This window comes from Cellulophaga omnivescoria (assembly GCF_027915275.1).
GTDB classification, from domain to species: domain Bacteria; phylum Bacteroidota; class Bacteroidia; order Flavobacteriales; family Flavobacteriaceae; genus Cellulophaga; species Cellulophaga omnivescoria.
In genome coordinates, this window is the sequence record NZ_CP115819.1 from 563,734 (window position 1) to 586,548 (window position 22,815).

At 34.1% G+C, this 22,815-nt stretch carries 16 protein-coding genes; 7 read left to right on the forward strand and 9 right to left on the reverse strand.

Going from position 1 to position 22,815, the window contains the following annotated elements; translation table 11 throughout:
* Positions 1-30: 30 nt before the first annotated feature.
* Positions 31-621, reverse strand: coding sequence for a hypothetical protein (locus PBN93_RS02495; RefSeq protein WP_077406560.1), 591 nt, complete (start codon positions 619-621; stop codon positions 31-33).
* 240 nt (positions 622-861) lie between these two features.
* Here PBN93_RS02495 and PBN93_RS02500 point away from each other — a divergent pair, with 240 nt between their 5' ends.
* Positions 862-1,734: an AraC family transcriptional regulator gene (locus tag PBN93_RS02500; protein WP_271081364.1), complete on the forward strand. Its 873-nt coding sequence runs from the start codon at positions 862-864 to the stop codon at positions 1,732-1,734.
* A gap of 230 nt (positions 1,735-1,964) precedes the next feature.
* On the opposite strand, the gene PBN93_RS02505 is transcribed toward PBN93_RS02500, so the two are convergent.
* Positions 1,965-2,738 carry a S1/P1 nuclease gene (locus PBN93_RS02505; RefSeq protein ID WP_077406566.1) on the reverse strand — a complete coding sequence of 258 codons (774 nt, stop codon included), beginning with the start codon at positions 2,736-2,738 and terminating at the stop codon, positions 1,965-1,967.
* A 106-nt stretch (positions 2,739-2,844) separates the two neighbouring features.
* On the opposite strand from PBN93_RS02505, the gene PBN93_RS02510 reads away from it, so the two are divergent.
* From PBN93_RS02510 to PBN93_RS02535, 6 genes are all read left to right on the forward strand, one after another.
* Positions 2,845-5,091 (forward strand): transglycosylase domain-containing protein, encoded by a 2,247-nt coding sequence (locus tag PBN93_RS02510; protein WP_271081365.1) that lies wholly within the window; start codon positions 2,845-2,847, stop codon positions 5,089-5,091.
* 48 nt (positions 5,092-5,139) lie between these two features.
* A complete protein-coding gene (locus tag PBN93_RS02515; protein ID WP_271081366.1) occupies positions 5,140-5,310 on the forward strand; it encodes a DUF4177 domain-containing protein in 171 nt (56 codons plus the stop codon).
* Positions 5,311-5,312: 2 nt separating this feature from the next.
* Complete coding sequence (locus tag PBN93_RS02520) at positions 5,313-6,251, forward strand: alpha/beta hydrolase (protein ID WP_271081367.1); 939 nt, start codon at positions 5,313-5,315, stop codon at positions 6,249-6,251.
* Between the two features lie 20 nt (positions 6,252-6,271).
* A complete protein-coding gene (locus PBN93_RS02525; RefSeq protein WP_271081368.1) occupies positions 6,272-7,072 on the forward strand; it encodes a Cof-type HAD-IIB family hydrolase in 801 nt (266 codons plus the stop codon).
* 40 nt (positions 7,073-7,112) lie between these two features.
* On the forward strand, positions 7,113-8,414 hold the full coding sequence (locus PBN93_RS02530; RefSeq protein ID WP_077406582.1) for a DUF819 family protein: 1,302 nt from the start codon (positions 7,113-7,115) through the stop codon (positions 8,412-8,414).
* Positions 8,415-8,498: 84 nt separating this feature from the next.
* Positions 8,499-9,209: a DUF4369 domain-containing protein gene (locus PBN93_RS02535; RefSeq protein WP_077406585.1), complete on the forward strand. Its 711-nt coding sequence runs from the start codon at positions 8,499-8,501 to the stop codon at positions 9,207-9,209.
* Positions 9,210-9,265: 56 nt separating this feature from the next.
* Here the strand turns inward: PBN93_RS02535 and PBN93_RS02540 are convergent, their stop codons facing one another.
* The 7 genes from PBN93_RS02540 to PBN93_RS02570 all read right to left on the reverse strand — a co-directional run bounded on the left by PBN93_RS02540 (position 9,266) and on the right by PBN93_RS02570 (position 22,650).
* Positions 9,266-9,535, reverse strand: a complete 270-nt coding sequence (locus PBN93_RS02540) for a hypothetical protein (RefSeq protein ID WP_077406588.1) — start codon at positions 9,533-9,535, stop codon at positions 9,266-9,268.
* A gap of 86 nt (positions 9,536-9,621) precedes the next feature.
* Positions 9,622-10,584, reverse strand: coding sequence for a type I phosphomannose isomerase catalytic subunit (locus PBN93_RS02545; protein ID WP_077406591.1), 963 nt, complete (start codon positions 10,582-10,584; stop codon positions 9,622-9,624).
* Between the two features lie 30 nt (positions 10,585-10,614).
* Positions 10,615-11,022, reverse strand: a complete 408-nt coding sequence (locus PBN93_RS02550; RefSeq protein WP_077406594.1) for a 6-pyruvoyl trahydropterin synthase family protein — start codon at positions 11,020-11,022, stop codon at positions 10,615-10,617.
* 1 nt (position 11,023) lies between these two features.
* Positions 11,024-11,551: an isopentenyl-diphosphate Delta-isomerase gene (gene idi, locus PBN93_RS02555; RefSeq protein ID WP_077406597.1), complete on the reverse strand. Its 528-nt coding sequence runs from the start codon at positions 11,549-11,551 to the stop codon at positions 11,024-11,026.
* A gap of 108 nt (positions 11,552-11,659) precedes the next feature.
* On the reverse strand, positions 11,660-12,613 hold the full coding sequence (locus PBN93_RS02560) for a PorP/SprF family type IX secretion system membrane protein (protein WP_271081369.1): 954 nt from the start codon (positions 12,611-12,613) through the stop codon (positions 11,660-11,662).
* A gap of 10 nt (positions 12,614-12,623) precedes the next feature.
* Complete coding sequence (locus PBN93_RS02565) at positions 12,624-14,642, reverse strand: T9SS type B sorting domain-containing protein (protein WP_077406603.1); 2,019 nt, start codon at positions 14,640-14,642, stop codon at positions 12,624-12,626.
* A 31-nt stretch (positions 14,643-14,673) separates the two neighbouring features.
* The gene (locus PBN93_RS02570; RefSeq protein WP_271081370.1) at positions 14,674-22,650 is read right to left on the reverse strand and encodes a hypothetical protein; all 7,977 of its coding nucleotides are present in this window, start codon (positions 22,648-22,650) and stop codon (positions 14,674-14,676) included.
* Positions 22,651-22,815: the final 165 nt, after the last annotated feature.

The window sequence follows — 22,815 nt, forward strand, 5'->3', positions numbered from 1 at the left end:
CTTAAACTCTCACAACAATACTTAACTTAATTAGTTTAAACTAACTAATTTACTGTATCTATCTTTGTTAACTTCAACAACAAATCTAAATTCTTCTTCAGCAAAATTAGAAAATCTAAATGCTTTTTCTACTCTTAATTTATTATCAAAATTTTCTGAGTAAACTTCGTTTCCTTCTAAATCGTATACAGAAACAACTACTTTACCTTTATTTTTATTTAAAAAACTCATTACTACTAAATCTCCTCTTTTCTGAAAAATAGGCTTAGTAACTTCTTTTTTCTCATCTACTATAACTTCTCCATTGTTAATGTGTATAGCATAAGAAACTTTTTTTAACATATTTTCTACGTTTAAGTAGTAGTTTCCGTCTTCTAAACTCTCTACATTAAACTTTTTACTGTAAACCGATTTATCGTGAATCTCTTCTGAATAAAATACAGAAGAATTTTGATCTACAAATTTTACAACTGTTTGTAGATTTCTAGCTTCAAATTTGAAGATTAAATCTTTTGAATTCTTTTTTGTCACCAATTCTAATGATGATTCTTCCATTGCAAAACCAGCAGTTGATACAAATAGAAACAGAACTAACGCGGAAATTTTAAAAATTGTTTTCATAGGTTTACTTTTTTAGGGTTATTCTTTTTGTTATGAATTGGTAATTAATTACACTGCAAATATATGTGGCATATTCTGTTTATTTCACCTCTATCTTTTCCAATATATATGCTATATTAACCATAATAGTGTCTAAACACTGTATTGACGTTAATTTAACATACAAAACACCCTAAATATTTTTAAAAAGGTATTTTTAAATACATATATATTCTATTTTTGTAGTATAACTTTTTACAAATGATAAATCAGAAACCTATTTTTGAGTCGATAGCTCCAGATTTTGGACACTCATTTACTTACCAAAAGTTTGATGAAGCCACCAACAATAAAAACAATACTTGGCATTATCATCCAGAGATAGAATTGGTTTATGTAAATGGAGGTTCTGGTAAAAGACAAATTGGAAGTCATATATCTTATTACACAGATGGAGATTTAATTTTAATTGATGGTAATTTACCACATTGCGGACTTACAGATGTGCTTACAAAAAATAAGAGTGAAACAGTGGTACAAATGTTGCCTACCTTTTTAGGAGATAACTTTTTTAACCTACCGGAGCTTAGAAACATTAAATCTTTATTAGATACTTGCAAGGGTGGTATTGCTTTTCATGGCAATACTAAACTTAAAATTGGAGATAAAATAGAGGTACTAGAATACCAAACAGATTTTCAGCGCTTAATATCTATACTAAATATTTTAAATGAATTAGGAAAATCTAACGAGTATACCTTATTAAATGCTGAAGGTTTTGCTATGAAAACAGAGGTAAAAGATAACGACCGTATTAATGTTATTTTTAATTACGTTAAAACAAACTTTAGAGAAGAAATTACATTGGACAGCATTGCCTCTTTGGTGAATATGACGGTACCATCATTTTGTAGGTATTTTAAAAAAATTACAAACAAAACTTTTATTCAGTTTACCAATGAATATAGGTTGGTACACGCTTCTAAATTATTAGCAGAACAAAAAATGAGTATTACAGAGGTTTGTTTTGAGTGCGGATTTAACAATTTTTCTCACTTTAATAAATCTTTTAAAAAATTTACAGGTCAAAATCCATCTGAATATAGAAATGAACTTAAAACTATAGTTGCTTAAGTTTTTAAATAAAAACTTATTCCTTATATATAGACATAAAAAAATCGGTTTTAAATATATCTAAAACCGATTTTTTTATCTGTTATCCTAAATAATGTTAGTTACATACTGCCTTTACTAAGTTTGGATGGCCTTACTAATGTCCTCATACACAACTACAATTTACAAAATGCAACAGTTATGCCAAAATTTAAAAAAACACAGTTGTATTTACTAAATAATCGTTAAAACTATTTATAAATTTGATTTAGCACCTTAGCCAAACGTAAACCTCCTTTTAACAACTGTTTACGTAGTGTACCCATATGCAAGTAACTGTACCTGTAACTTAGTTTTTCACCTATTTCTGCAGATTTGTATACTTCTTCAGCCAAATTCTGAGATTCCTCTATCCAATCATAAATAGTACCGTCTTGTATTTTTGCTTTTTGCTTTTTATCTATTTTAGGTAAAGCATTAGCAAGTTCAGAATAGCTCATACCATAGGACTCTATCATATCAGAATCCCAAACACGGTGTAAATTAGAACCTTCATTAAACCAACGTACTTGTATATCATTACCGCCTTTATCTTCTGCATGACCAGCGTGTAAAGGTTGATGCATATCTCCAATTAAGTGAACCAACATTTTTAAATGAAAAGATTTATCTTTTTTTGTACTCTTCTCATCCTTTAACACGGCAACACACTTTTCTATCCCAACCATTAAATCTCCTTCTTCTGGAGGCGTAATTTCTGTATACTTTTTATTTGCCGGAAAATTTACATAATGCCAAGGATAATAAGCTTTAAAATCACGGTCAGATTTTATTTCATCTGCATAATTAGACACAAAAGCCAAATCTTGTCCCTCTAACAATTTTTTAATCGCCTTTTTTGCTTTTCTGCTTAGTTCTTTTTGTGCTACCTCACCAACAGTCCTATGCCCTGTTTTACCCCAAAAAATATTGTTGGCAAAAGAAACTTGAACCGCTAAAAAAAGGAGTATACTTATCTTTTTCATTATAATTTTAATTTTGGCAAAAATAGAAAAATGAAAGTTAAAGTAATCTAATTTTTTAGTTGGTTTTATTTTTTTAACTTATCCTTATGCACAAAAACAAAATATTTTGAAATTACACAAAATTAAGAATCCATATATAAGATACACACTAGCTAGTGTAGTTGTATTAATATTTATTATTATACTTTTTATTACTAGTGTTTATATAGGTATGTGGGGAAAAATACCTAGCTCAAAAGAATTAACTACATTAAAATACCAGCAAGCATCAGAAGTTTATTCTGCTGATAGTGTTTTAATTGGTAAATATTATTTGCAAGACAGGCAACCAATTCCTTTTACTGATTTTCCAAAACATTTAACAGAAGCATTAGTTGCAATTGAAGATGAACGTTTTTATAACCATACTGGAGTTGACTATAAAAGTATGTTTAGGGTTGCTTTTAAAAGTGTTTTGTTGCAAGATAAATCTTCTGGCGGCGGAAGCACCATTAGTCAGCAATTAGTAAAAAACTTATACCCAAGAACCAAACGTGGCAAGCTTAATTTAGTTGTTGCTAAACTTAAAGAAATGTTTGTTGCTCGCAGATTAGAAAGTATTTATAGTAAAGAAGAAATTTTATATCATTATTTAAATCAGGTTTCCTTTGGAGACAACACACACGGTATAGAAAGTGCTTCTCTAAAGTTTTTTAACAAGCACACTAAAGATATATCTATACCAGAGGCTGCAACATTAATTGGTATGTTAAAAGCTACCTACGGTTACAACCCAAGAGTTTTTCCTAAAAAAAGCATTAGTCGTAGAAACTTAGTTATGCAAGCTATGTATAACAATAGCTATTTAAATGAAAAACAAAAAGATAGTCTTATTAAAACACCTTTAAAATTAGATTATAGAGACTTTAATTATAATGATGGTATTGCTCCTTATTTTAGAGAAGAAGTTAGAAAACAATTATTAAAATGGACTAAAGATAAAAATGCAAGTGGTGAAAATTTAAATATTTACACATCTGGTTTAAAAATATACACTACTTTAAATTATAAAATGCAGGTATTGGCTGAAGAAGCAATGCAAGAGCATATGAAAAAATTACAGTCTGACTTTGAAAAAAGTTATGGTAAAAATGCACCGTGGCTAACCAATAAAAGTATTATTAACAAAACGGTAAAACAATCATTACCTTATAAAAAGCTAAAAGCACTAAACTTACCCGAAAAACAAATATTAGACTCTTTAAATAAAAAAAAGACAATGACTTTAGCCACTTGGGATAAAGACATTACAATACAAGCAAGTACTATAGACAGTATTAAACATTATAGTAAATTTTTAAATATTGGCTCTTTGGCTGTAGACCCTGCTACCGGAGAAGTAAAAGTTTGGATTGGCGGTGTTAACTTTAAACACTTTAAGTACGATCATATATCGCAAAGTAAAAGGCAAGTTGGTTCTACTTTTAAACCAATTGTATATACCACTGCTTTAGAGCAAGGTATTGGCCCTTGCACCTACTTTTCTGCACAAGAGGTAGAATATAAAAATTTAAAAAAATGGAGCCCGTCTAACTCTGGCTCTAAAGATGAAAGTTTTCTTAACTACTCTATGGAAGAAGCGTTAAGCAACTCTGTAAACACTGTTGCTGTAAAAGTTTTAGAAAAAGCAGGAATAAAAAATACTATTGAACAAGCTAAAAAAATGGGGATTTCTACAGAGCTACCTAACGAGCCTTCTTTGGCTTTAGGTACTGCAGAAGTTAAAATTAACGAGCTTGCAAAAGCATACACCACTTTTGTAAATAATGGCAAACACAGTACTCCGTTTTTAATTAAACAAATTACTACTAACAAAGACTCTATTATAGAAACCTTTGAACCTAAAATTGCTAAGCAAACTGCGTTTTCTAATGAAACTAATATGATTATGTTAGAGCTAATGAAAGCTACTATTAATACAGGTACTGCAGCTAGAATTAGAAACACTTACAAATTAACTAATGACATTGCAGGCAAAACGGGAACAACACAAAACAATAAAGATGCTTGGTTTGTAGGTGTAACTCCAAAATTAGTAAGTGTTACTTGGGTTGGATTAGACAATCATGAAATAGGGTTTAAAAGTACAGCTATTGGTCAAGGTGCAAATGCTGCACTACCCGCTTTTGCTTTATTTCTGCAAAAAATGAATAAAGACAGTGATTTTAATTATATTACTAAAGCAAAATTTAATAAACCTACAGACGCCGTTTTACAGTCATTAGACTGCGATCCTACCAAAAAAGATGGTTTTTTAAAACGTTTATTTAAAAATCCTAACAAGAAAAAAAGAAAGGATTTTAAACGTAGTTAATTGCTTATTAATATATTTAGCCAACTCTAACAAAACGCCAACTAGAAAATGAAGGAATATAAAATTATTAGACAAAGAACCAAATTTCGCAATACAGATAGTGATTTTGAAAATGAATTAAACACATTAGCTAAACAAGGTTGGGTAGTAAAATCGTCTATTGTTATGAATAGCTCTAGTTTATTTAAGGTAATTTTAGAGCGCGATAAAAACAGGTAATCATGAAAAAACTACTAATACTGTGTTTGGTATTCCCAATTCTAATTTTTGCTCAAGAAATAAAAACTGAAGAACTAGATTTAAAAAACGGAGACATTAGTTTACCCGGTACTTTAACAGTAGCACCATCTAAAAAGAAAACACCTCTTGTAATTTTTATTCAAGGTTCTGGTAATGGAGACCGTAATGGTAACCAAGCCGGTACACTTATGCAAATTGGCTACATAAAAACCCTTAGAGATAGTTTAAATGCTAAAGGAATTTCATTTTATAGCTATGACAAGAGATCTGCAAATCTAAACAATTTAAAAAGTGTAAAAGATATTAGCTTTAAAGGTTTTGTAGATGATGCTAACGTAGCCATAGATTATTTTAAAAACGACAAACGCTTTAGTGGCATTACAATAATTGGCCATAGCCAAGGCTCTTTGGTGGGTATGTTGGCTATTAATACACGTAATGATAAAGCTGTTGCTTCTTACATATCATTAGCTGGGCCAGGAAAAACTTTTGACAAAACAATTGTAGAACAATTAACAGCTCAAAATCCTGACTTAGGCAAAGCAGCCAAAGAACAATTTGAAGAATTAGTACAAACAGATACTATTAAAGAGGTTAATCCGCTTTTAATGAGTGTTTTTCAACCAGTTTATCAAAAATTCATAAAAGAATGGGCTACAGAAAATCCTGCTACTGAAATTAAAAAATTGCAAATTCCTGTTTTAATTTTAAATGGTGATGCAGATCTTCAAGTTAGTACAGCCGATGCACAATTATTAAAAGACGCACACCCTAAAGCTACTTTAAAAATTATTCCTAAAATGAATCACGTTTTAAAGGTTGTAAATTCTATAGTTGAAAACCAAGAAGCTTATACATCAAAAGACTATAAAATATCTAAAGAGCTTATTAATACTATAGATAAATTTGTATCTAAATAAAAACTTGAGAACCAATAATAATGACCTATAAAATTTTGTGTTCTGATTTAGACGGAACCTTACTTACCACAAAAAATGATGTTTCTGACGTAACCATAAAAGAAATAAACAGAATAAAAAACCACCTTAAAGTAATTTTAGTTTCTGCCAGAATGCCAAAATCTATGCGCTATTTACAAGAAAGATTAGGTATAGAAAATTTACCTATTATATGTTATAATGGTGCTTTGGTTTTAGATAATGACAAACAACTATTTTCTACTTTTATTAGTTGCAAAGAATTGCAAACCATACACAAAATTGCAGAAGAACACACTGTAAAAATGGGCTTGTATTATATGGATGAATGGTACGTACCGGAAGACTCAGAACGTGTGCAAAAAGAAATTTACCATACCAAAGCAGAACCTATTTTTGAAGACACTAAAATAACTTTAGTAAATTGGGAAAAGAGAGGTGTTGGTGCTCATAAAATAATGCTAATGGGCACTAAACAGACTACAGATGCTATTTTTAGTGTTTTAACGTCTACCCTAGGCGAAAGTCTACATTTTTACAGATCTAATGATACTTTAATAGAAGTTGCTCCCAAAACAATATCTAAACTATCTGCTATAGAATTACTATTACAGAATGAAACTTTAGAAGAGGTAATTGCTTTTGGTGATAATTATAATGATATCGAAATGCTTACCCACGTAGGCTGTGGTGTTGCTGTAGAAAACGGAAGAACAGAAGTTAAGGCAATTGCTAAGCACGTAACGCTTAAAAACACAGAGAACGGAGTTGCGCACTTTATAAAGCAAAACATCTTAATTTAAGTATATTTGAGAAAACTAACTTTTTAGAACTAAACTATTTATGATAGAACCACTTATTACAGATGATAAAGTTGTTTTTGGATTATTAACTCTTTGCTTAGGTTTTGTTTTTTACACCTCAGCTAAAAAAACAGGATTTTGGAGTAAATTTTACACCATTGTTCCTGGTATATTACTTTGTTATTTACTCCCTGCAATTTTAACTTCTACAGGTATTATTGCAGAAACTTGGAAAACAGTAGATGATGCTGGCGTTGTAACAGAACACGAGTCTGGTTTGTACTATATGGCTAGTAGGTATTTGTTGCCTGCAGCTTTAGTTTTAATGACATTGAGTATAGATTTAAAAGCTATTACCAACCTAGGCTCTAAAGCTTTAATTATGTTTTTAACAGGTTCTGTTGGTATTATTATTGGCGGACCAATAGCAATATTAATAGTATCAGTTTTTTCTCCAGATACTGTTGGCGGTAATGATTTTGATGCTATTTGGAGAGGACTATCTACCATTGCTGGTAGTTGGATAGGTGGTGGTGCTAACCAAGCTGCTATGCTAGAAATTTTTAAGTATAATCCAGAAAAATATGGTGGTATGGTGCTTATAGATGTAGTTGTAGCAAACATTTGGATGGCTATAATTTTGTTAGGTGTAGGTAAAACCACAAAAATTGATAAATGGTTAAAAGCAGATGCTTCTGCTATAGAAACCTTAAAAATAAAAGTAACTGCCTTTACAGAAAAAATTACCAGAACACCAACCACGCAAGATTATATGATGTTGCTTTTCTTAGCATTTACAGCAGTAGGTTTAGCGCATTTTTTAGGTGGTAATATAAGTTCTTATTTAGAAAACAATGTTGCCGCTGTAGCAGATAAAAAAAGCTTTTTATCTTTTTTAGGCTCTAGTTTCTTTTGGATGGTTGTTTTTGCAACTATTGCTGGTATTGCATTATCTTTTACTAAAGCTAAAAACTTAGAAGGTGCTGGTGCTAGTAAAATAGGTGGTGTTTTTATATACATTTTAGTTGCTACTATTGGTATGAAAATGGATTTGGGTAAAGTATTAGAGAACCCAGGACTTATTGTTATTGGCCTAATATGGATTGCTATACACGCTGGTTTACTAATATTAGTAGCTAAGCTTATAAAAGCTCCTTACTTCTTTTTAGCTGTGGGTAGTCAAGCCAATGTTGGTGGTGCAGCTTCTGCTCCTATTGTAGCGGCAGAGTTTCACCCATCGTTAACTTCTGTGGGAGTATTACTTGCTGTTTTTGGTTATGTAGTTGGTACAGGTGGTGCATTACTTTGTGCCTACCTTATGGAGGTTGCCTCTTCTCTTTAATTAAAAAGTTATACACAAAACAAAAGGCATTAACTATTTTTTAAGAAAAATTAGTGATATTTGCTGCACTTAAAAAAATATAAAATGAATAGATTTTTTCTTCTGTTTCTAGTTGGTTTGAGCATTGTTGCTTGTAATTCTACAACTAAAAACACAATGGTTGTTTCTGGTAATGTAAAAGGCCTAAAAAAAGGAACACTGTATTTACAAAAAGTTAATGATACTGTTTTAGTTACAGTAGACTCTTTACAAATTAAAGGAGATGGCAATTATAGCCTATCTGCCGAATTGGAAAGCCCTGAAATATTTTATTTATATTTAGATAAATCTGACAACTCTGAATTTAATGATAGAATTACATTTTTTGGAGAACCAGGTACTATTACAATTAACACAGCCTGGAATACTTTTGCATTAAATGCTAAAATTGAAGGGTCTGATTCTCAAAAAAAACTAGAAGAGTTTAGAAAAAATGCTTCTAAATTTAACGCCGAAGCTCTACGTTTAGCACAAACAGCACAATTACCAGGTATACAAGGTAATGAACAAGCCATAGATTCTTTAAACAAAATGCTATCTAAAAACAACCTACGTGGTTATTTATATGCTTTAAATTACTCCTTAAACCATAAAGAGTCTTACGTAGCACCTTATTTAGCCTTAACAGAAGTACCAGATGTAAATGTTAAGTACTTAGATTCTATATACAATTCATTGCCAGATAGTATATCGATTTCTAAGTATGGTAAAAAGTTAAAAGAACATATTAGCAAAGTAAAAGCTGCTAACAAATAAACATAAAAAAACATCCGCCAATGGCGGATGTTTTTATTTTGTGTAAACAGTAAAAATTAACCTAATTTGTTAATCTCCGCAACTAATTCTGTAGCTTTAGTTTCTAGCTCTGTACGTACTGCTGTTAAATGCTTACTTCTATTATCAACATCTTTATTGTTTACTTTAGCGATTAACTCATCAAAAGTAGCAATTGCAGAATCTATAATTTTAGAACCTTCTTTAGAATCTTTAGAGTTTGAAGTTGCTTCCCAAAAGTAAACCGCTTCAATAATATCTCCTAAAACAAAATTTATGTCTTTTTTTAAATCTCTTATGCTTGCCATTTGTATTAATTTTTATGCAAAAATACATATTTAACTTATACAAATAGTTTCTTATGTATAATATATTAGCTTAAGTAATAAATAGTTTAAATAGTTACTTCTAACAATTTTGCTCCGTTAGAAACTATTTCTATAGATGTAGACATTGCAGGCACTAAAATTGTTTCCCCCTTAACGAGACTTGCTTCTCCGTATTCATTTTTTACAGTAGCAGCACCTCCAACACACATATAAATAGTAAATGAATCTCTATTGGCTACGTCTTGTTTTAAATTATCTGTTAACTCTATAAAATTAGTTTTAAAATAAGGGCAATCTACCATGGTGTTTACCTCATTCTTCCCTGTACTATAAGCAACTTTAAAATCGTCCTTTTTAGTGTAATCTATAGCATCTAAAGCTTGCTCTGTATGTAGCTCCCTTAAATTTCCGTTTTTATCTTTACGGTTAAAATCAAAAACTCTATAAGTTACGTCAGAAGTTTGCTGTATTTCGGCTAATAAAACACCCGCACCAATTGCGTGTATTTTTCCTGTATTAATAAAAAAAGTATCACCTTCTTGTACTTTTTCATAATTTAATAAATCCAGCAATGTATCATTTTCAATACTTGCTGCGTACTCTTCCTTTGCCACATCTTTATTAAAACCTACAATAAGCTCTGCGTCCTGGTCTGCATCCATTACATACCACATTTCTGTTTTTCCAAATGAGTTATGCCTTTTTTTAGCTAATTCATCATTAGGATGCAGTTGCACCGATAGATCCTGCTTAGCGTCTATAAACTTAATTAGTATAGGAAATTCTGTTCCAAAACGTTCTGCAACACTTTTTCCTAAAAGGTCATTCGTTTTTGTATTTATCAATTCTTGCAAAGATGTTCCCAACAAATCTCCGTTAGCTACAATAGAAACATCTCCTTTAACTGTAGATAATTCCCAGCTTTCACCTGTTATATCATTTTCTATAGGCTTATTTAAAACATCTCTTAACTTGGTACCACCCCAAAGTCTTTCTTTTAAAATAGGATTAAATTTTAACGGATACATATATGTGTTGTTTATAAGTTTACTATTTAATTATCCAGAATATGTAACGTAATTTCTTGGCGTCTCATACAATACAATTTCCAAGTCTTTAGATGCATCAATCTCTGGTCTAAGCTTGTTCCAAATTACTACAGCAATATTTTCTGCAGTTGGATTTAGCTCTTTAAACTCTGGAACCTCTATATTTAAATTTTTATGGTCTAAGGCTTTTTCTACTTTTTCTTTAATAAGATCTTTTAAAACCTTCATATCCATCACAAAGCCTGTTATAGGATCTATTTCTCCTGCAACGCTAACTATAAGCTCATAATTGTGACCGTGATAATTTGGATTACTACACAAGCCAAAAACTGCTTTATTTTTTTCTGCATCCCAGGCTTTATTGTGTAGTCTGTGAGCCGAATTAAAATGTGCTTTTCTACTTACTTTAACCTTCATATTAGTATTGGTTTTGTAATGTGTATTTATGAAAACGGTCAAAAATTATTTTAAACCATTCTGTATAATTTTTAGGGTTTTTCTGGATATCTATTTTTATATCATCTAAAGCCATCCATTTCCAATCTTCTACTTCTTCTTTGTTTATATTGGGCTCATCATTAAACTTGCCAATCATTACATGATCTAATTCATGTTCTGTTAAACCATTATCAAAAGGAGCTTTGTATATAAATGAAAAAAGTTCTTTTAGTTCTGTTACAAATCCCATTTCTTCTTGCAACCTTCTCTTGCCTGCTTCTAAGTTAGATTCACCTACTCTTTGGTGACTACAACAGGTGTTGGTCCATAACAAAGGAGAGTGGTATTTCTCTGATGCACGTTGCTGCAACATTGTTTCTCCTTTGTCATTCATTACAAATACAGAAAATGCTCTATGGAGGAGTGCTTTTTCATGAGCCTCCATTTTACCCATTGTACCTATTTGCTGGTCTTGTTCGTTAACTAATATTACTTGTTCTTCAATCATAATATTACAAAAATAAGACCTTTATGTTATTTATGAGCAACATAAAAAAGAAAAAACACCTTTACAAGTAAAAGTGTTTTTCATCTATTTTATCGCTAAATTATTAAATTAAAAGAATCTAGGCGATTTTAAATTTTTCTTAGTTTTTATAAAGTCATAACGCAACATTACCTCAAAAGAGCCATCATTAAAAGAAGTACTACCTAGTTCTGTTGTTTCTTTATCGTAGGCTAGTCCTATCATAAAATCTTCGGATACCTGAAAACCAAACATACCACTAAATGCGGCACTCCAACGGTAAGCTCCTCCTAAAATAAATTTATCGTTAAACATAAAATTAGCAGATAAATCTACTTGTAATGGCGCACCTTTTACACCTTTAGTTAAAATTGTTGGTTTAAACTTTACAGATTCATTTAAATCAAATACATACCCTGTCATTAAATAAATATGCATTTGCTCATTTGCTACTGTTGGGTTAGAACCCTCTGCAAAATGCTTTGTTTCTAATATTCTTGGAACAGATAAACCTGCATAAAATTTTTCTGTATGATAATATACTCCAGCTCCAACATTTGGTGAAAATCTATTATCAATGTCTTGCTGTAAAGTTGGATCTACACCATTGCTATTATCTTGGTTTAATTCTGAAAAACGAACATCTAACAAATGTGCACTTGCTTTTAAACCAAATGATAATCTTCCTTCTACAGAGGTATATATTGTGTATGAAAAATCACCATCAAAATAGGTTTCTGAAGTTGGTCCAATAACATCATTAACTACAGAAAAACCAACTCCAACTCCCCTATAACCAAGTGGTGTATGAAAGTTAAAGGTCTGCGTTTTTGGCGCCCCCTCTAGACCTACCCATTGAGATCTGTGTAATAAACCAACACTCATATGACCACGAGAACCTGCATAGGCCGGATTTATACTTATGGTATTATACATGTATTGTGTGTATTGCGCATCTTGTTGTGCCCAACCAGATACGGTACCAAGGACTAAGAGCAATATATTTGCTATTAGTAGTTTAAAATGTTTTATTGTTGCGCTCATAAACTTAATGCTATTTGTTTAAATATATGTAGCCGCTAAGCTGTTTAGTTTTACCTGCTGGTGTGGTATAATCTAACACATAAAAATATGTTCCAACTGGTAATTTTTTATCTTTATTAACTGTAACTCTACCGTGAGATGTACCGTCAAAATTATTGTTTTGAGTGTCATAAGACTTAGTAACAAACACTTGTACTCCCCATCTATTATAAATTCTAATAGTGTTATTAGGGAACCTCTCTAGTCCTGTTATTTTAAGCACATCATGTATACCATCTCCGTTTGGTGTAACTACATTAAATATTTCTATACCATCTTCTTCTGATTCTGGAAAATCTAAATAATCTGGAATACCATCACCGTCTGCATCATCATTTGCAAAATCACCATCATTATTAATATCTTCATCAATAGTTGGTATGCCGTCTCCGTCATCATCAGTATCTCTATAATCTAACTCACCATCGCCATCAGAGTTTGGTAAGTCGTTTATAGGATCATCTATTTCATCATTTTTATCATCATCAATAGTAGTAGACCCTTCAAAACCATCATCAAGACCATCATTATCCTTATCAGACCCTACAAATGTATCATCTGGAATACCATTACTGTCTGTATCATTAGCTTCTATTACATCTGGCACTCCATCGTTATCACTATCTTCATCTAAATAATCTGGTAAACTATCACCATCCGTATCTACTGGGAAAATTCCTAAATTACCATCAGTTTCATAAGCATCATCTAAACCATTACCGTTTTCATCTAAACCACTTGGAGGTATGTAACCTGCTGTAGTTTGAGCCTCTACGTTATCTGGGATACCATCATCATCTGCATCTATATCTAAATAATCTGGAATTCCATCACCATCTGTATCCGTAGGATCTGTAGCCGGATTATTGTCTCCGTCTAGGTTAAGATCTTCAAAGCTATCAAGTATACCATCATTATCTGCATCTAAATCTGTCATTTCAGACTCATTAACAATAACAGTAATTGTAGATGTACTACAGTTACCAAGAGTATCACAAAGGGTATAAGTAAAAGTATCTCTACCAATATAACCTGGATTTGGTGTGTATGTAATGATATCATCAGCCGGATTATTTGGCGTACCGTTATTGTCTACTACAATTGTACCATTAGATGGATCTGTTGTTGTAAATGTACCATTGGTAGGTAAATCGTTATCATTTAAATGCCAATTATCTATTATAATTGTTTCATCTTCATCTGTTGCAACTACATCATCCTGTGTATCTAAAATTGGTACTACGGTAACATCTACTGTTGCTGTACTACAATCGCCATAACTATTACACACGGTGTATGTAAAAGAGTCTGGACCATTATAGTCTGCATCCGGAACATACGTAACAATATCATCAGACGGAATATTAGGTGTTCCATTATCGTCAATAGTTACCGTACCATTTACGGGGTCTGAAGTTGTTAATGTACCAGGATTAGGTAAACCATTATCATTAGCAAAAATATCTACAATTATTGAGGTGTCTTCATCTACTGTAACAATATCATTTTCTAAATCACTTGCCTCACTCATACATACTACCTTAAAACTAGGTAGCTGAACAGAGTTACCTGCTTTAAGCAATGTTGCTACATATTTTACAACATCTTTAGTTGCTATAACTTGTGGAGCTGTTTGATCTCCTGCTAACGCTGGTGACCAACTTACAGATGCCCCTGATGAAATATTTGCAGAAATATCTAATGTAACCTCGTTGTTTGGTGTATTACAATCTGTAAGTATAAAATATGTACTTGCGTTTTTACCACACAAGGTACCATCATAAGTTGCAAAATATACGCCTGGCTGACTCACTTCATAAAAGAAGTCTGTACCCAAAACGGTACTGGTATCTGCTGCGTTGTACCATTTATAATTATTCTCGTCTGTACTATTTGGTGCTTGCAATAAAAATTGAGCACTAATTACATTAGCGCAGAACAAGCCTAGTAGCAGAGCGAATAAAAATTTATATGTTTTAATTGATTTCAAATTTCTAGGATAAGTTTTTATTCGCTTTAGCTTACTTTACTACAAATACAACGTTTATTAAAGTGTTGTAGTCTGTAGGTTGATTAGTTACTGTATATGTTAAAACACCATTTGCATTTATATTCATTGTTGCTGTATTAAACACTGTAGGATCTGCATAAGTAACATAATAATATAATTCTGTTCTAGTATATGTTGGTAAAGCTGATGGTGCTCCAACACTACCTACAGTTGGTGTTCCATACTGCTTAATATATTCGTCATATAAATCTAATGTCTTAGTTCCGTTTGTTGCTACATCTACTTCTACAGACGGTGGGTAAAATATACGTGCCGCTTTAGATGTAATTGGAGCGATAGCTTGTATTACCTCTTGTACATTAGTTTCTGCTGTTGGAGATGCTTCTCCACCTTCGTCTACATCTATAGGTGTACGTAACTCTACTTCATCATCATATTGATCATCTGAACCTAAATCTGATAATGGAACATTAAAGTTTCCTCCACCATCTGTTAATCTTAAATTATTACCTACTACTCTAAAGTTAGTATTGTATTCGTTACCGATTACAGAATCTGCATCATCAACATTTATAGTAACATTGTTACCTCCTGATATAGCTACATAACCTGCATTACCATTTGTTGATAATGTTTGATCATCGGATGCAGGATCTCCTGGATCTCCTTTTTGACCTGCAGGACCTTGTGGTCCTTGAGCACCTGTTGCTCCAGTGGCACCTCTTTCTCCTTGGTCTCCTTTATCTCCCTTATCACCTTTTTGTCCATCTTGTCCAGCTTGACCTTGTGGTCCCTGAGGCCCTTGAGCTCCGGTTGCCCCAGTAGCACCTCTTTCTCCTTGATCTCCTTTATCTCCTTTATCTCCCTTATCTCCTTTTTGCCCATCTTGTCCAGCTTGACCTTGTGGTCCCTGAGGCCCTTGAGGTCCTTGTGGTCCTTGATCTCCTTGGATTCCTTGGATTCCTTGGTCGCCCTGGTCGCCTTTATCTCCTTTTTCTCCTTGAATTCCCTGAAGTCCTTGTGGTCCTTGGTCACCTTGGTCTCCTTTTTCTCCTTGGATTCCTTGAAGTCCTTGTGGTCCTTGATCTCCTTGGTCTCCCTTTTCTCCTTGAATACCCTGAAGTCCTTGTGGTCCTTGGTCACCTTGGTCTCCTTTTTCTCCTTGGATTCCTTGGTCGCCCTGGTCGCCTTTATCTCCTTTTTCTCCTTGAATTCCCTGAAGTCCTTGGTCACCTTGATCTCCTTTTTCTCCCTGTGGACCCTGTGCACCTGTTGCACCTTGGATTCCTTGTGGGCCAGTTTCTCCTTGGATTCCCTGAGGTCCTTGGTCACCCTGATCTCCTTTTTCTCCCTGTGGACCCTGTGCACCTGTTGCACCAGTCTCACCTTGGATTCCTTGTGGGCCAGTTTCTCCTTGGATTCCCTGAGGTCCTTGGTCACCCTGATCTCCTTTTTCTCCCTGTGGACCCTGTGCACCTGTTGCACCAGTCTCACCTTGGATACCTTGTGGGCCAGTTTCTCCTTGGATACCTTGTGGTCCTTGGTCTCCCTGATCTCCTTTTTCTCCCTGTGGACCCTGAGCGCCTGTTGCACCAGTCTCACCTTGGATACCTTGTGGGCCAGTTTCTCCTTGGATACCTTGTGGTCCTTGGTCTCCTTTTTCTCCTTGGATTCCTTGGTCGCCCTGGTCGCCTTTATCTCCTTTTTCTCCTTGAATTCCCTGAAGTCCTTGTGGTCCTTGGTCACCTTGGTCTCCTTTTTCTCCTTGGATTCCTTGAAGTCCTTGTGGTCCTTGATCTCCTTTATCTCCTTTTTCTCCTTGAATTCCCTGAAGTCCTTGTGGTCCTTGGTCACCTTGGTCTCCTTTTTCTCCTTGGATTCCTTGAAGTCCTTGTGGTCCTTGATCTCCTTGGTCTCCCTTTTCTCCTTGAATTCCTTGAAGTCCTTGTGGTCCTTGATCTCCTTGGTCTCCCTTTTCTCCTTGAATACCCTGAAGTCCTTGTGGTCCTTGGTCACCTTGGTCTCCTTTTTCTCCTTTTTCTCCTTGAATTCCCTGAAGTCCTTGTGGTCCTTGGTCACCTTGGTCTCCTTTTTCTCCTTGGATTCCTTGTGGTCCTTGATCTCCTTGGTCTCCCTTTTCTCCTTGGATTCCCTGAAGTCCTTGCGGTCCTTGGTCACCTTGGTCTCCCTTTTCTCCTTGGATTCCTTGGTCGCCCTGGTCGCCTTTATCTCCTTTTTCTCCCTGTGGACCCTGTGCACCTGTTGCACCAGTCTCACCTTGGATTCCTTGTATTCCTTGTGGACCAGTTTCTCCTTGGATACCTTGAGGTCCTTGGTCTCCCTGATCTCCTTTTTCTCCCTGATCGCCTTTTTCTCCCTGTGGACCCTGTGCACCTGTTGCACCAGTCTCACCTTGGATTCCTTGAGGACCAGTTTCTCCTTGGATCCCTTGAGGTCCTTGCTCACCCTGGTCACCTTTATCTCCTTTTTCTCCCTGTGGACCTTGTGCGCCTGTTGCACCAGTCTCACCTTGGATTCCTTGTGGACCAGTTTCTCCTTGGATACCTTGAGGTCCTTGGTCACCCTGGTCGCCTTTTTCTCCTTGTGGACCCTGTGCACCTGTTGCACCAGTCTCACCTTGGATTCCTTGAGGACCAGTTTCTCCTTGGATCCCTTGAGGTCCTTGCTCACCCTGGTCGCCTTTATCTCCTTTTTCTCCCTGTGGACCTGAATCTGGATCTACCCAAGAATATACACCTAATCCATCAGTTGATAATACTTGTCCATTTGTTCCGCCTTCAGGTAATTCAATTTCATTTTCATCATCATTATCTCCGTCAGTGTATGAAACAGTATAATTACCAGACCCGTCATTAGTGACATTAATATCTCCTGCCCCTACAACTGTCTCCCTGTAGTTTGATAAATCAATAGGTGTAGCTGTTGGATCATTAGTTAAGGTTAGATTATCACCTGTTAATGATAAATCTTGACTATCCGTACCTACAAAATTAGTTACTGTACCGTTTTCTGATGTATACGTAAATGTACCATCTCCATTATTTTCTAATGTTGTTACTGTATTGTTTGTGTCAATTGTTGCTGAATTACCAGAATCATCAGTAATCGTATATGTTCCGTTACCATTATCTAAAACAGTAGAGCGCTTTGCATCAAAAGTAGTGGTTGCGCCGCTCTCATTTTCATAAGTAAAAGTTCCATCGCCATTATCTGTTAAAGACGTAATTGTTTCATCAATTGTAACTGATGCTACGTTTAAATATAGACCTCCGTCTGTACCTACTTGAATGTCGTTGTTAGCATCTGAACTTACTAAGCCTATAGTCTGTGAAGAACCTGTGCCATCTGTATACGTAATTGTACCATCATTATTGTTTACTAAAGTTCCTGCAACTTGATTTGTATCAATAGTTGCAGCATTACCAAAATCATCTGTAATTGTAAATGTTGCATCGCCGTTATCTAAAACTGTAGAACGCTTTGCATCAAAAGTAGTGGTAACACCATCTTCATTTGTATATGTAAATGTACCGTCTGCATTGTCTACCAATGTAGATAATGTTTCTGTAAATGTAGTTGCTGTTCCGTTTTCTGATGTGTATGTAAAACTACCATCGCCATTGTCTACTAATGTCGTAATTGTATTATTGGTATCTACGGTTGCTGAGTTTCCTGAATCATCTGTTAATGTAAATGTTCCGTCTCCATTATCTAAAACGGTAGAACGCTTTGCATCAAAAGTAGTGGTAACTCCATCTTCATTGGTATATGTAAATGTACCGTCTGCATTGTCTACTAAAGTTGATAATGTTTCTGTAAATGTAGTTGCTGTTCCGTTTTCTGATGTGTATGTAAAACTACCATCGCCATTGTCTACTAAAGTTGTTATTGTATTATTGGTATCTACAGTTGCTGAGTTTCCTGAATCATCTGTTAATGTAAATGTTCCATCGCCATTATCTAAAACGGTAGAACGTTTTGCATCAAAAGTTGTAGCGATACCATCTTCATTGGTATATATAAATGTACCATCTGCATTGTCTACCAATGTAGATAATGTTTCTGTAAATGTTGTTGCTGTTCCGTTTTCTGATGTGTACGTAAAACTACCATCGCCATTATCTACTAATGTAGTTATAGTGTTATTGGTATCTACGGTTGCTGAATTTCCTGAATCATCTGTTAATGTAAATGTTCCATCGCCATTATCTAAAACGGTAGAACGCTTTGCATCAAAAGTAGTGGTAACTCCATCTTCATTGGTATATGTAAATGTACCGTCTGCATTGTCTACTAAAGTTGATAATGTTTCTGTAAATGTAGTTGCTGTTCCGTTTTCTGATGTGTATGTAAAACTACCATCGCCATTGTCTACTAAAGTTGTTATTGTATTATTGGTATCTACAGTTGCTGAGTTTCCTGAATCATCTGTTAATGTAAATGTTCCATCGCCATTATCTAAAACGGTAGAACGCTTTGCATCAAAAGTTGTAGCGATACCATCTTCATTGGTATATGTAAATGTACCGTCTGCATTGTCTACCAATGTAGATAATGTTTCTGTAAATGTAGTTGCTGTTCCGTTTTCTGATGTGTATGTAAAACTACCATCGCCATTGTCTACTAAAGTTGTTATTGTATTATTGGTATCTACAGTTGCTGAGTTTCCTGAATCATCTGTTAATGTAAATGTTCCATCGCCATTATCTAAAACGGTAGAACGCTTTGCATCAAAAGTAGTAGTTGCGCCACTCTCGTTTTCATAAGTAAAAGTTCCATCGCCATTATCTGTTAAAGATGTAACAGTCTCATCAATTGTAACTGATGCTACGTTTAAATATAGACCTCCGTCTGTACCTACTTGAATGTCGTTGTTAGCATCTGAACTTACTAAGCCTATAGTCTGTGAAGAACCTGTGCCATCTGTATACGTAATTGTACCATCATTATTGTTTACTAAAGTTCCTGCAACTTGATTTGTATCAATAGTTGCTGAATTTCCAGAATCATCTGTTAATGTAAATGTTCCATCGCCATTATCTAAAACGGTAGAACGCTTTGCATCAAAAGTAGTGGTAACACCATCTTCATTGGTATATGTAAATGTACCGTCTGCATTGTCTACCAATGTAGATAATGTTTCTGTAAATGTAGTTGCTGTTCCGTTTTCTGATGTGTACGTAAAACTACCATCGCCATTGTCTACCAATGTCGTAATTGTATTATTGGTATCTACGGTTGCTGAATTTCCAGAATCATCTGTTAATGTAAATGTTCCATCGCCATTATCTAAAACGGTAGAACGCTTGGCATCAAAAGTAGTAGTTACTCCATCTTCATTTGTATACGTAAATGTACCATCTGCATTGTCTACCAATGTAGATAATGTTTCTGTAAATGTTGTTGCTGTTCCGTTTTCTGATGTATATGTAAAGCTACCATCACCATTATCTACTAATGTAGTTATAGTGTTATTAGTATCTACGGTTGCTGAATTTCCAGAATCATCTGTTAATGTAAATGTTCCATCACCATTATCTAAAACGGTAGAACGTTTTGCATCAAAAGTAGTGGTTACTCCGTCTTCATTGGTATATGTAAATGTACCATCTGTATTATCTACTAAAGTTGATAAAGTCTCTGTAAATGTAGTTGCTGTTCCGTTTTCTGATGTATACGTAAAACTACCATCGCCATTGTCTACTAATGTAGTTATAGTGTTATTGGTATCTACAGTTGCTGAATTTCCAGAATCATCTGTTAATGTAAATGTTCCGTCTCCATTATCTAAAACGGTAGAACGCTTTACATCAAAAGTAGTGGTAACACCATCTTCATTGGTATATGTAAATGTACCGTCTGCATTGTCTACCAATGTAGATAATGTTTCTGTAAATGTTGTTGCTGTTCCGTTTTCTGATGTATATGTAAAGCTACCATCACCATTATCTACTAATGTAGTTATAGTGTTATTAGTATCTACGGTTGCTGAATTTCCTGAATCATCTGTTAATGTAAATGTTCCATCACCATTATCTAAAACGGTAGAACGCTTTGCATCAAAAGTAGTAGTTACTCCATCTTCATTTGTATACGTAAATGTACCATCTGCATTATCTACTAAAGTTGATAAAGTCTCTGTAAATGTAGTTGCTGTTCCGTTTTCTGATGTATATGTAAAGCTACCATCACCATTATCTACTAATGTAGTTATAGTGTTATTGGTATCTACGGTTGCTGAATTTCCAGAATCATCTGTTAATGTAAATGTTCCATCGCCATTATCTAAAACGGTAGAACGTTTTGCATCAAAAGTTGTAGCGATACCATCTTCATTTGTGTATGTAAATGTACCATCTGCATTATCTACTAAAGTTGATAAAGTCTCTGTAAATGTAGTTGCTGTTCCGTTTTCTGATGTATACGTAAAACTACCATCGCCATTGTCTACTAATGTAGTTATAGTGTTATTGGTATCTACGGTTGCTGAATTTCCAGAATCATCTGTTAATGTAAATGTTCCATCGCCATTATCTAAAACGGTAGAACGTTTTGCGTCAAAAGTAGTAGTTACTCCATCTTCATTGGTATACGTAAATGTACCATCTGCATTGTCTACCAATGTAGATAATGTTTCTGTAAATGTTGTTGCTGTTCCGTTTTCTGATGTATATGTAAAGCTACCATCGCCATTGTCTACTAATGTAGTTATAGTGTTATTAGTATCTACGGTTGCTGAATTTCCAGAATCATCTGTTAATGTAAATGTTCCATCGCCATTATCTAAAACGGTAGAACGTTTTGCATCAAAAGTTGTAGTTACTCCGTCTTCATTAGTATATGTAAATGTACCATCTGCATTGTCTACTAAAGTTGATAATGTTTCTGTAAATGTTGTTGCTGTACCATTTTCTGATGTGTATGTAAAGCTACCATCGCCATTATCTACTAATGTTGTGATTGTATTATTGGTATCTACGGTTGCTGAATTTCCTGAATCATCTGTTAATGTAAATGTTCCATCGCCATTATCTAAAACGGTAGAACGCTTTGCATCAAAAGTAGTAGTTACTCCATCTTCATTGGTATACGTAAATGTACCATCTGCATTATCTACTAAAGTTGATAATGTTTCTGTAAATGTTGTTGCTGTTCCGTTTTCTGATGTATATGTAAAGCTACCATCACCATTATCTACTAATGTAGTTATAGTGTTATTAGTATCTACGGTTGCTGAATTTCCTGAATCATCTGTTAATGTAAATGTTCCATCGCCATTATCTAAAACGGTAGAACGCTTTGCATCAAAAGTAGTAGTTACTCCATCTTCATTTGTATACGTAAATGTACCATCTGCATTATCTACTAAAGTTGATAATGTTTCTGTAAATGTAGTTGCTGTTCCGTTTTCTGATGTATATGTAAAGCTACCATCACCATTATCTACTAATGTAGTTATAGTGTTATTGGTATCTACGGTTGCTGAATTTCCAGAATCATCTGTTAATGTAAATGTTCCATCGCCATTATCTAAAACGGTAGAACGCTTTGCATCAAAAGTAGTGGTAACACCATCTTCATTGGTATATGTAAATGTACCGTCTGCATTGTCTACTAAAGTTGTTACTGTTTCAAACAAATAAGAAATATCTACAACACTTGTACTACCACCCTGCATAGTAAGTGTAAGTTCTCCTGTAGTTTGATCAAAAGTAAAATCTTGAATTTCAGGGTTACTGCCTGATGATAGTTCCCAGGAATCACCATCCCAGAAATATATTGTTCCAGTATCTGTATTCACATACAAATCTCCAAGGTCTGCTCCTGCAGGTGTACTAGAACCAGGTATTGTTACATCTGTACCGCTAAGTACTTCACAATTACATTGATCTTCTAATGTAACTGTGGTCTGTGAGAATGCAATTGCCGATATTAAAAGCATCATCGGTAGTAAAATCTTCTTCATGCTGGGGTGTTTTATTCTATTCATTTCTTTGTGATTAGTTAAGATGCTTGCTTTTTCTCTATTTTTTTGAGATTGGCATTAGAACACCTAATTATAACCTACACACAACTTCACCTTACAAAATTAACGTTAGATAGTCCGCTAGAAAATAAATGTTGTGTAGAG

Coding starts and splice junctions, on each gene's coding strand:
- PBN93_RS02515 (WP_271081366.1), top strand. CDS start 5,140: ATGAAGGAATATAAAATTATTAGACAAAGAACCAAATTTCGCAATACA.
- PBN93_RS02500 (WP_271081364.1), top strand. CDS start 862: ATGATAAATCAGAAACCTATTTTTGAGTCGATAGCTCCAGATTTTGGA.
- PBN93_RS02505 (WP_077406566.1), bottom strand. CDS start 2,738: ATGAAAAAGATAAGTATACTCCTTTTTTTAGCGGTTCAAGTTTCTTTT.
- PBN93_RS02535 (WP_077406585.1), top strand. CDS start 8,499: ATGAATAGATTTTTTCTTCTGTTTCTAGTTGGTTTGAGCATTGTTGCT.
- PBN93_RS02550 (WP_077406594.1), bottom strand. CDS start 11,022: ATGAAGGTTAAAGTAAGTAGAAAAGCACATTTTAATTCGGCTCACAGA.
- PBN93_RS02570 (WP_271081370.1), bottom strand. CDS start 22,650: ATGAAGAAGATTTTACTACCGATGATGCTTTTAATATCGGCAATTGCA.
- PBN93_RS02560 (WP_271081369.1), bottom strand. CDS start 12,613: ATGAGCGCAACAATAAAACATTTTAAACTACTAATAGCAAATATATTG.
- PBN93_RS02530 (WP_077406582.1), top strand. CDS start 7,113: ATGATAGAACCACTTATTACAGATGATAAAGTTGTTTTTGGATTATTA.
- PBN93_RS02540 (WP_077406588.1), bottom strand. CDS start 9,535: ATGGCAAGCATAAGAGATTTAAAAAAAGACATAAATTTTGTTTTAGGA.
- PBN93_RS02495 (WP_077406560.1), bottom strand. CDS start 621: ATGAAAACAATTTTTAAAATTTCCGCGTTAGTTCTGTTTCTATTTGTA.
- PBN93_RS02545 (WP_077406591.1), bottom strand. CDS start 10,584: ATGTATCCGTTAAAATTTAATCCTATTTTAAAAGAAAGACTTTGGGGT.
- PBN93_RS02520 (WP_271081367.1), top strand. CDS start 5,313: ATGAAAAAACTACTAATACTGTGTTTGGTATTCCCAATTCTAATTTTT.
- idi (WP_077406597.1), bottom strand. CDS start 11,551: ATGATTGAAGAACAAGTAATATTAGTTAACGAACAAGACCAGCAAATA.
- PBN93_RS02525 (WP_271081368.1), top strand. CDS start 6,272: ATGACCTATAAAATTTTGTGTTCTGATTTAGACGGAACCTTACTTACC.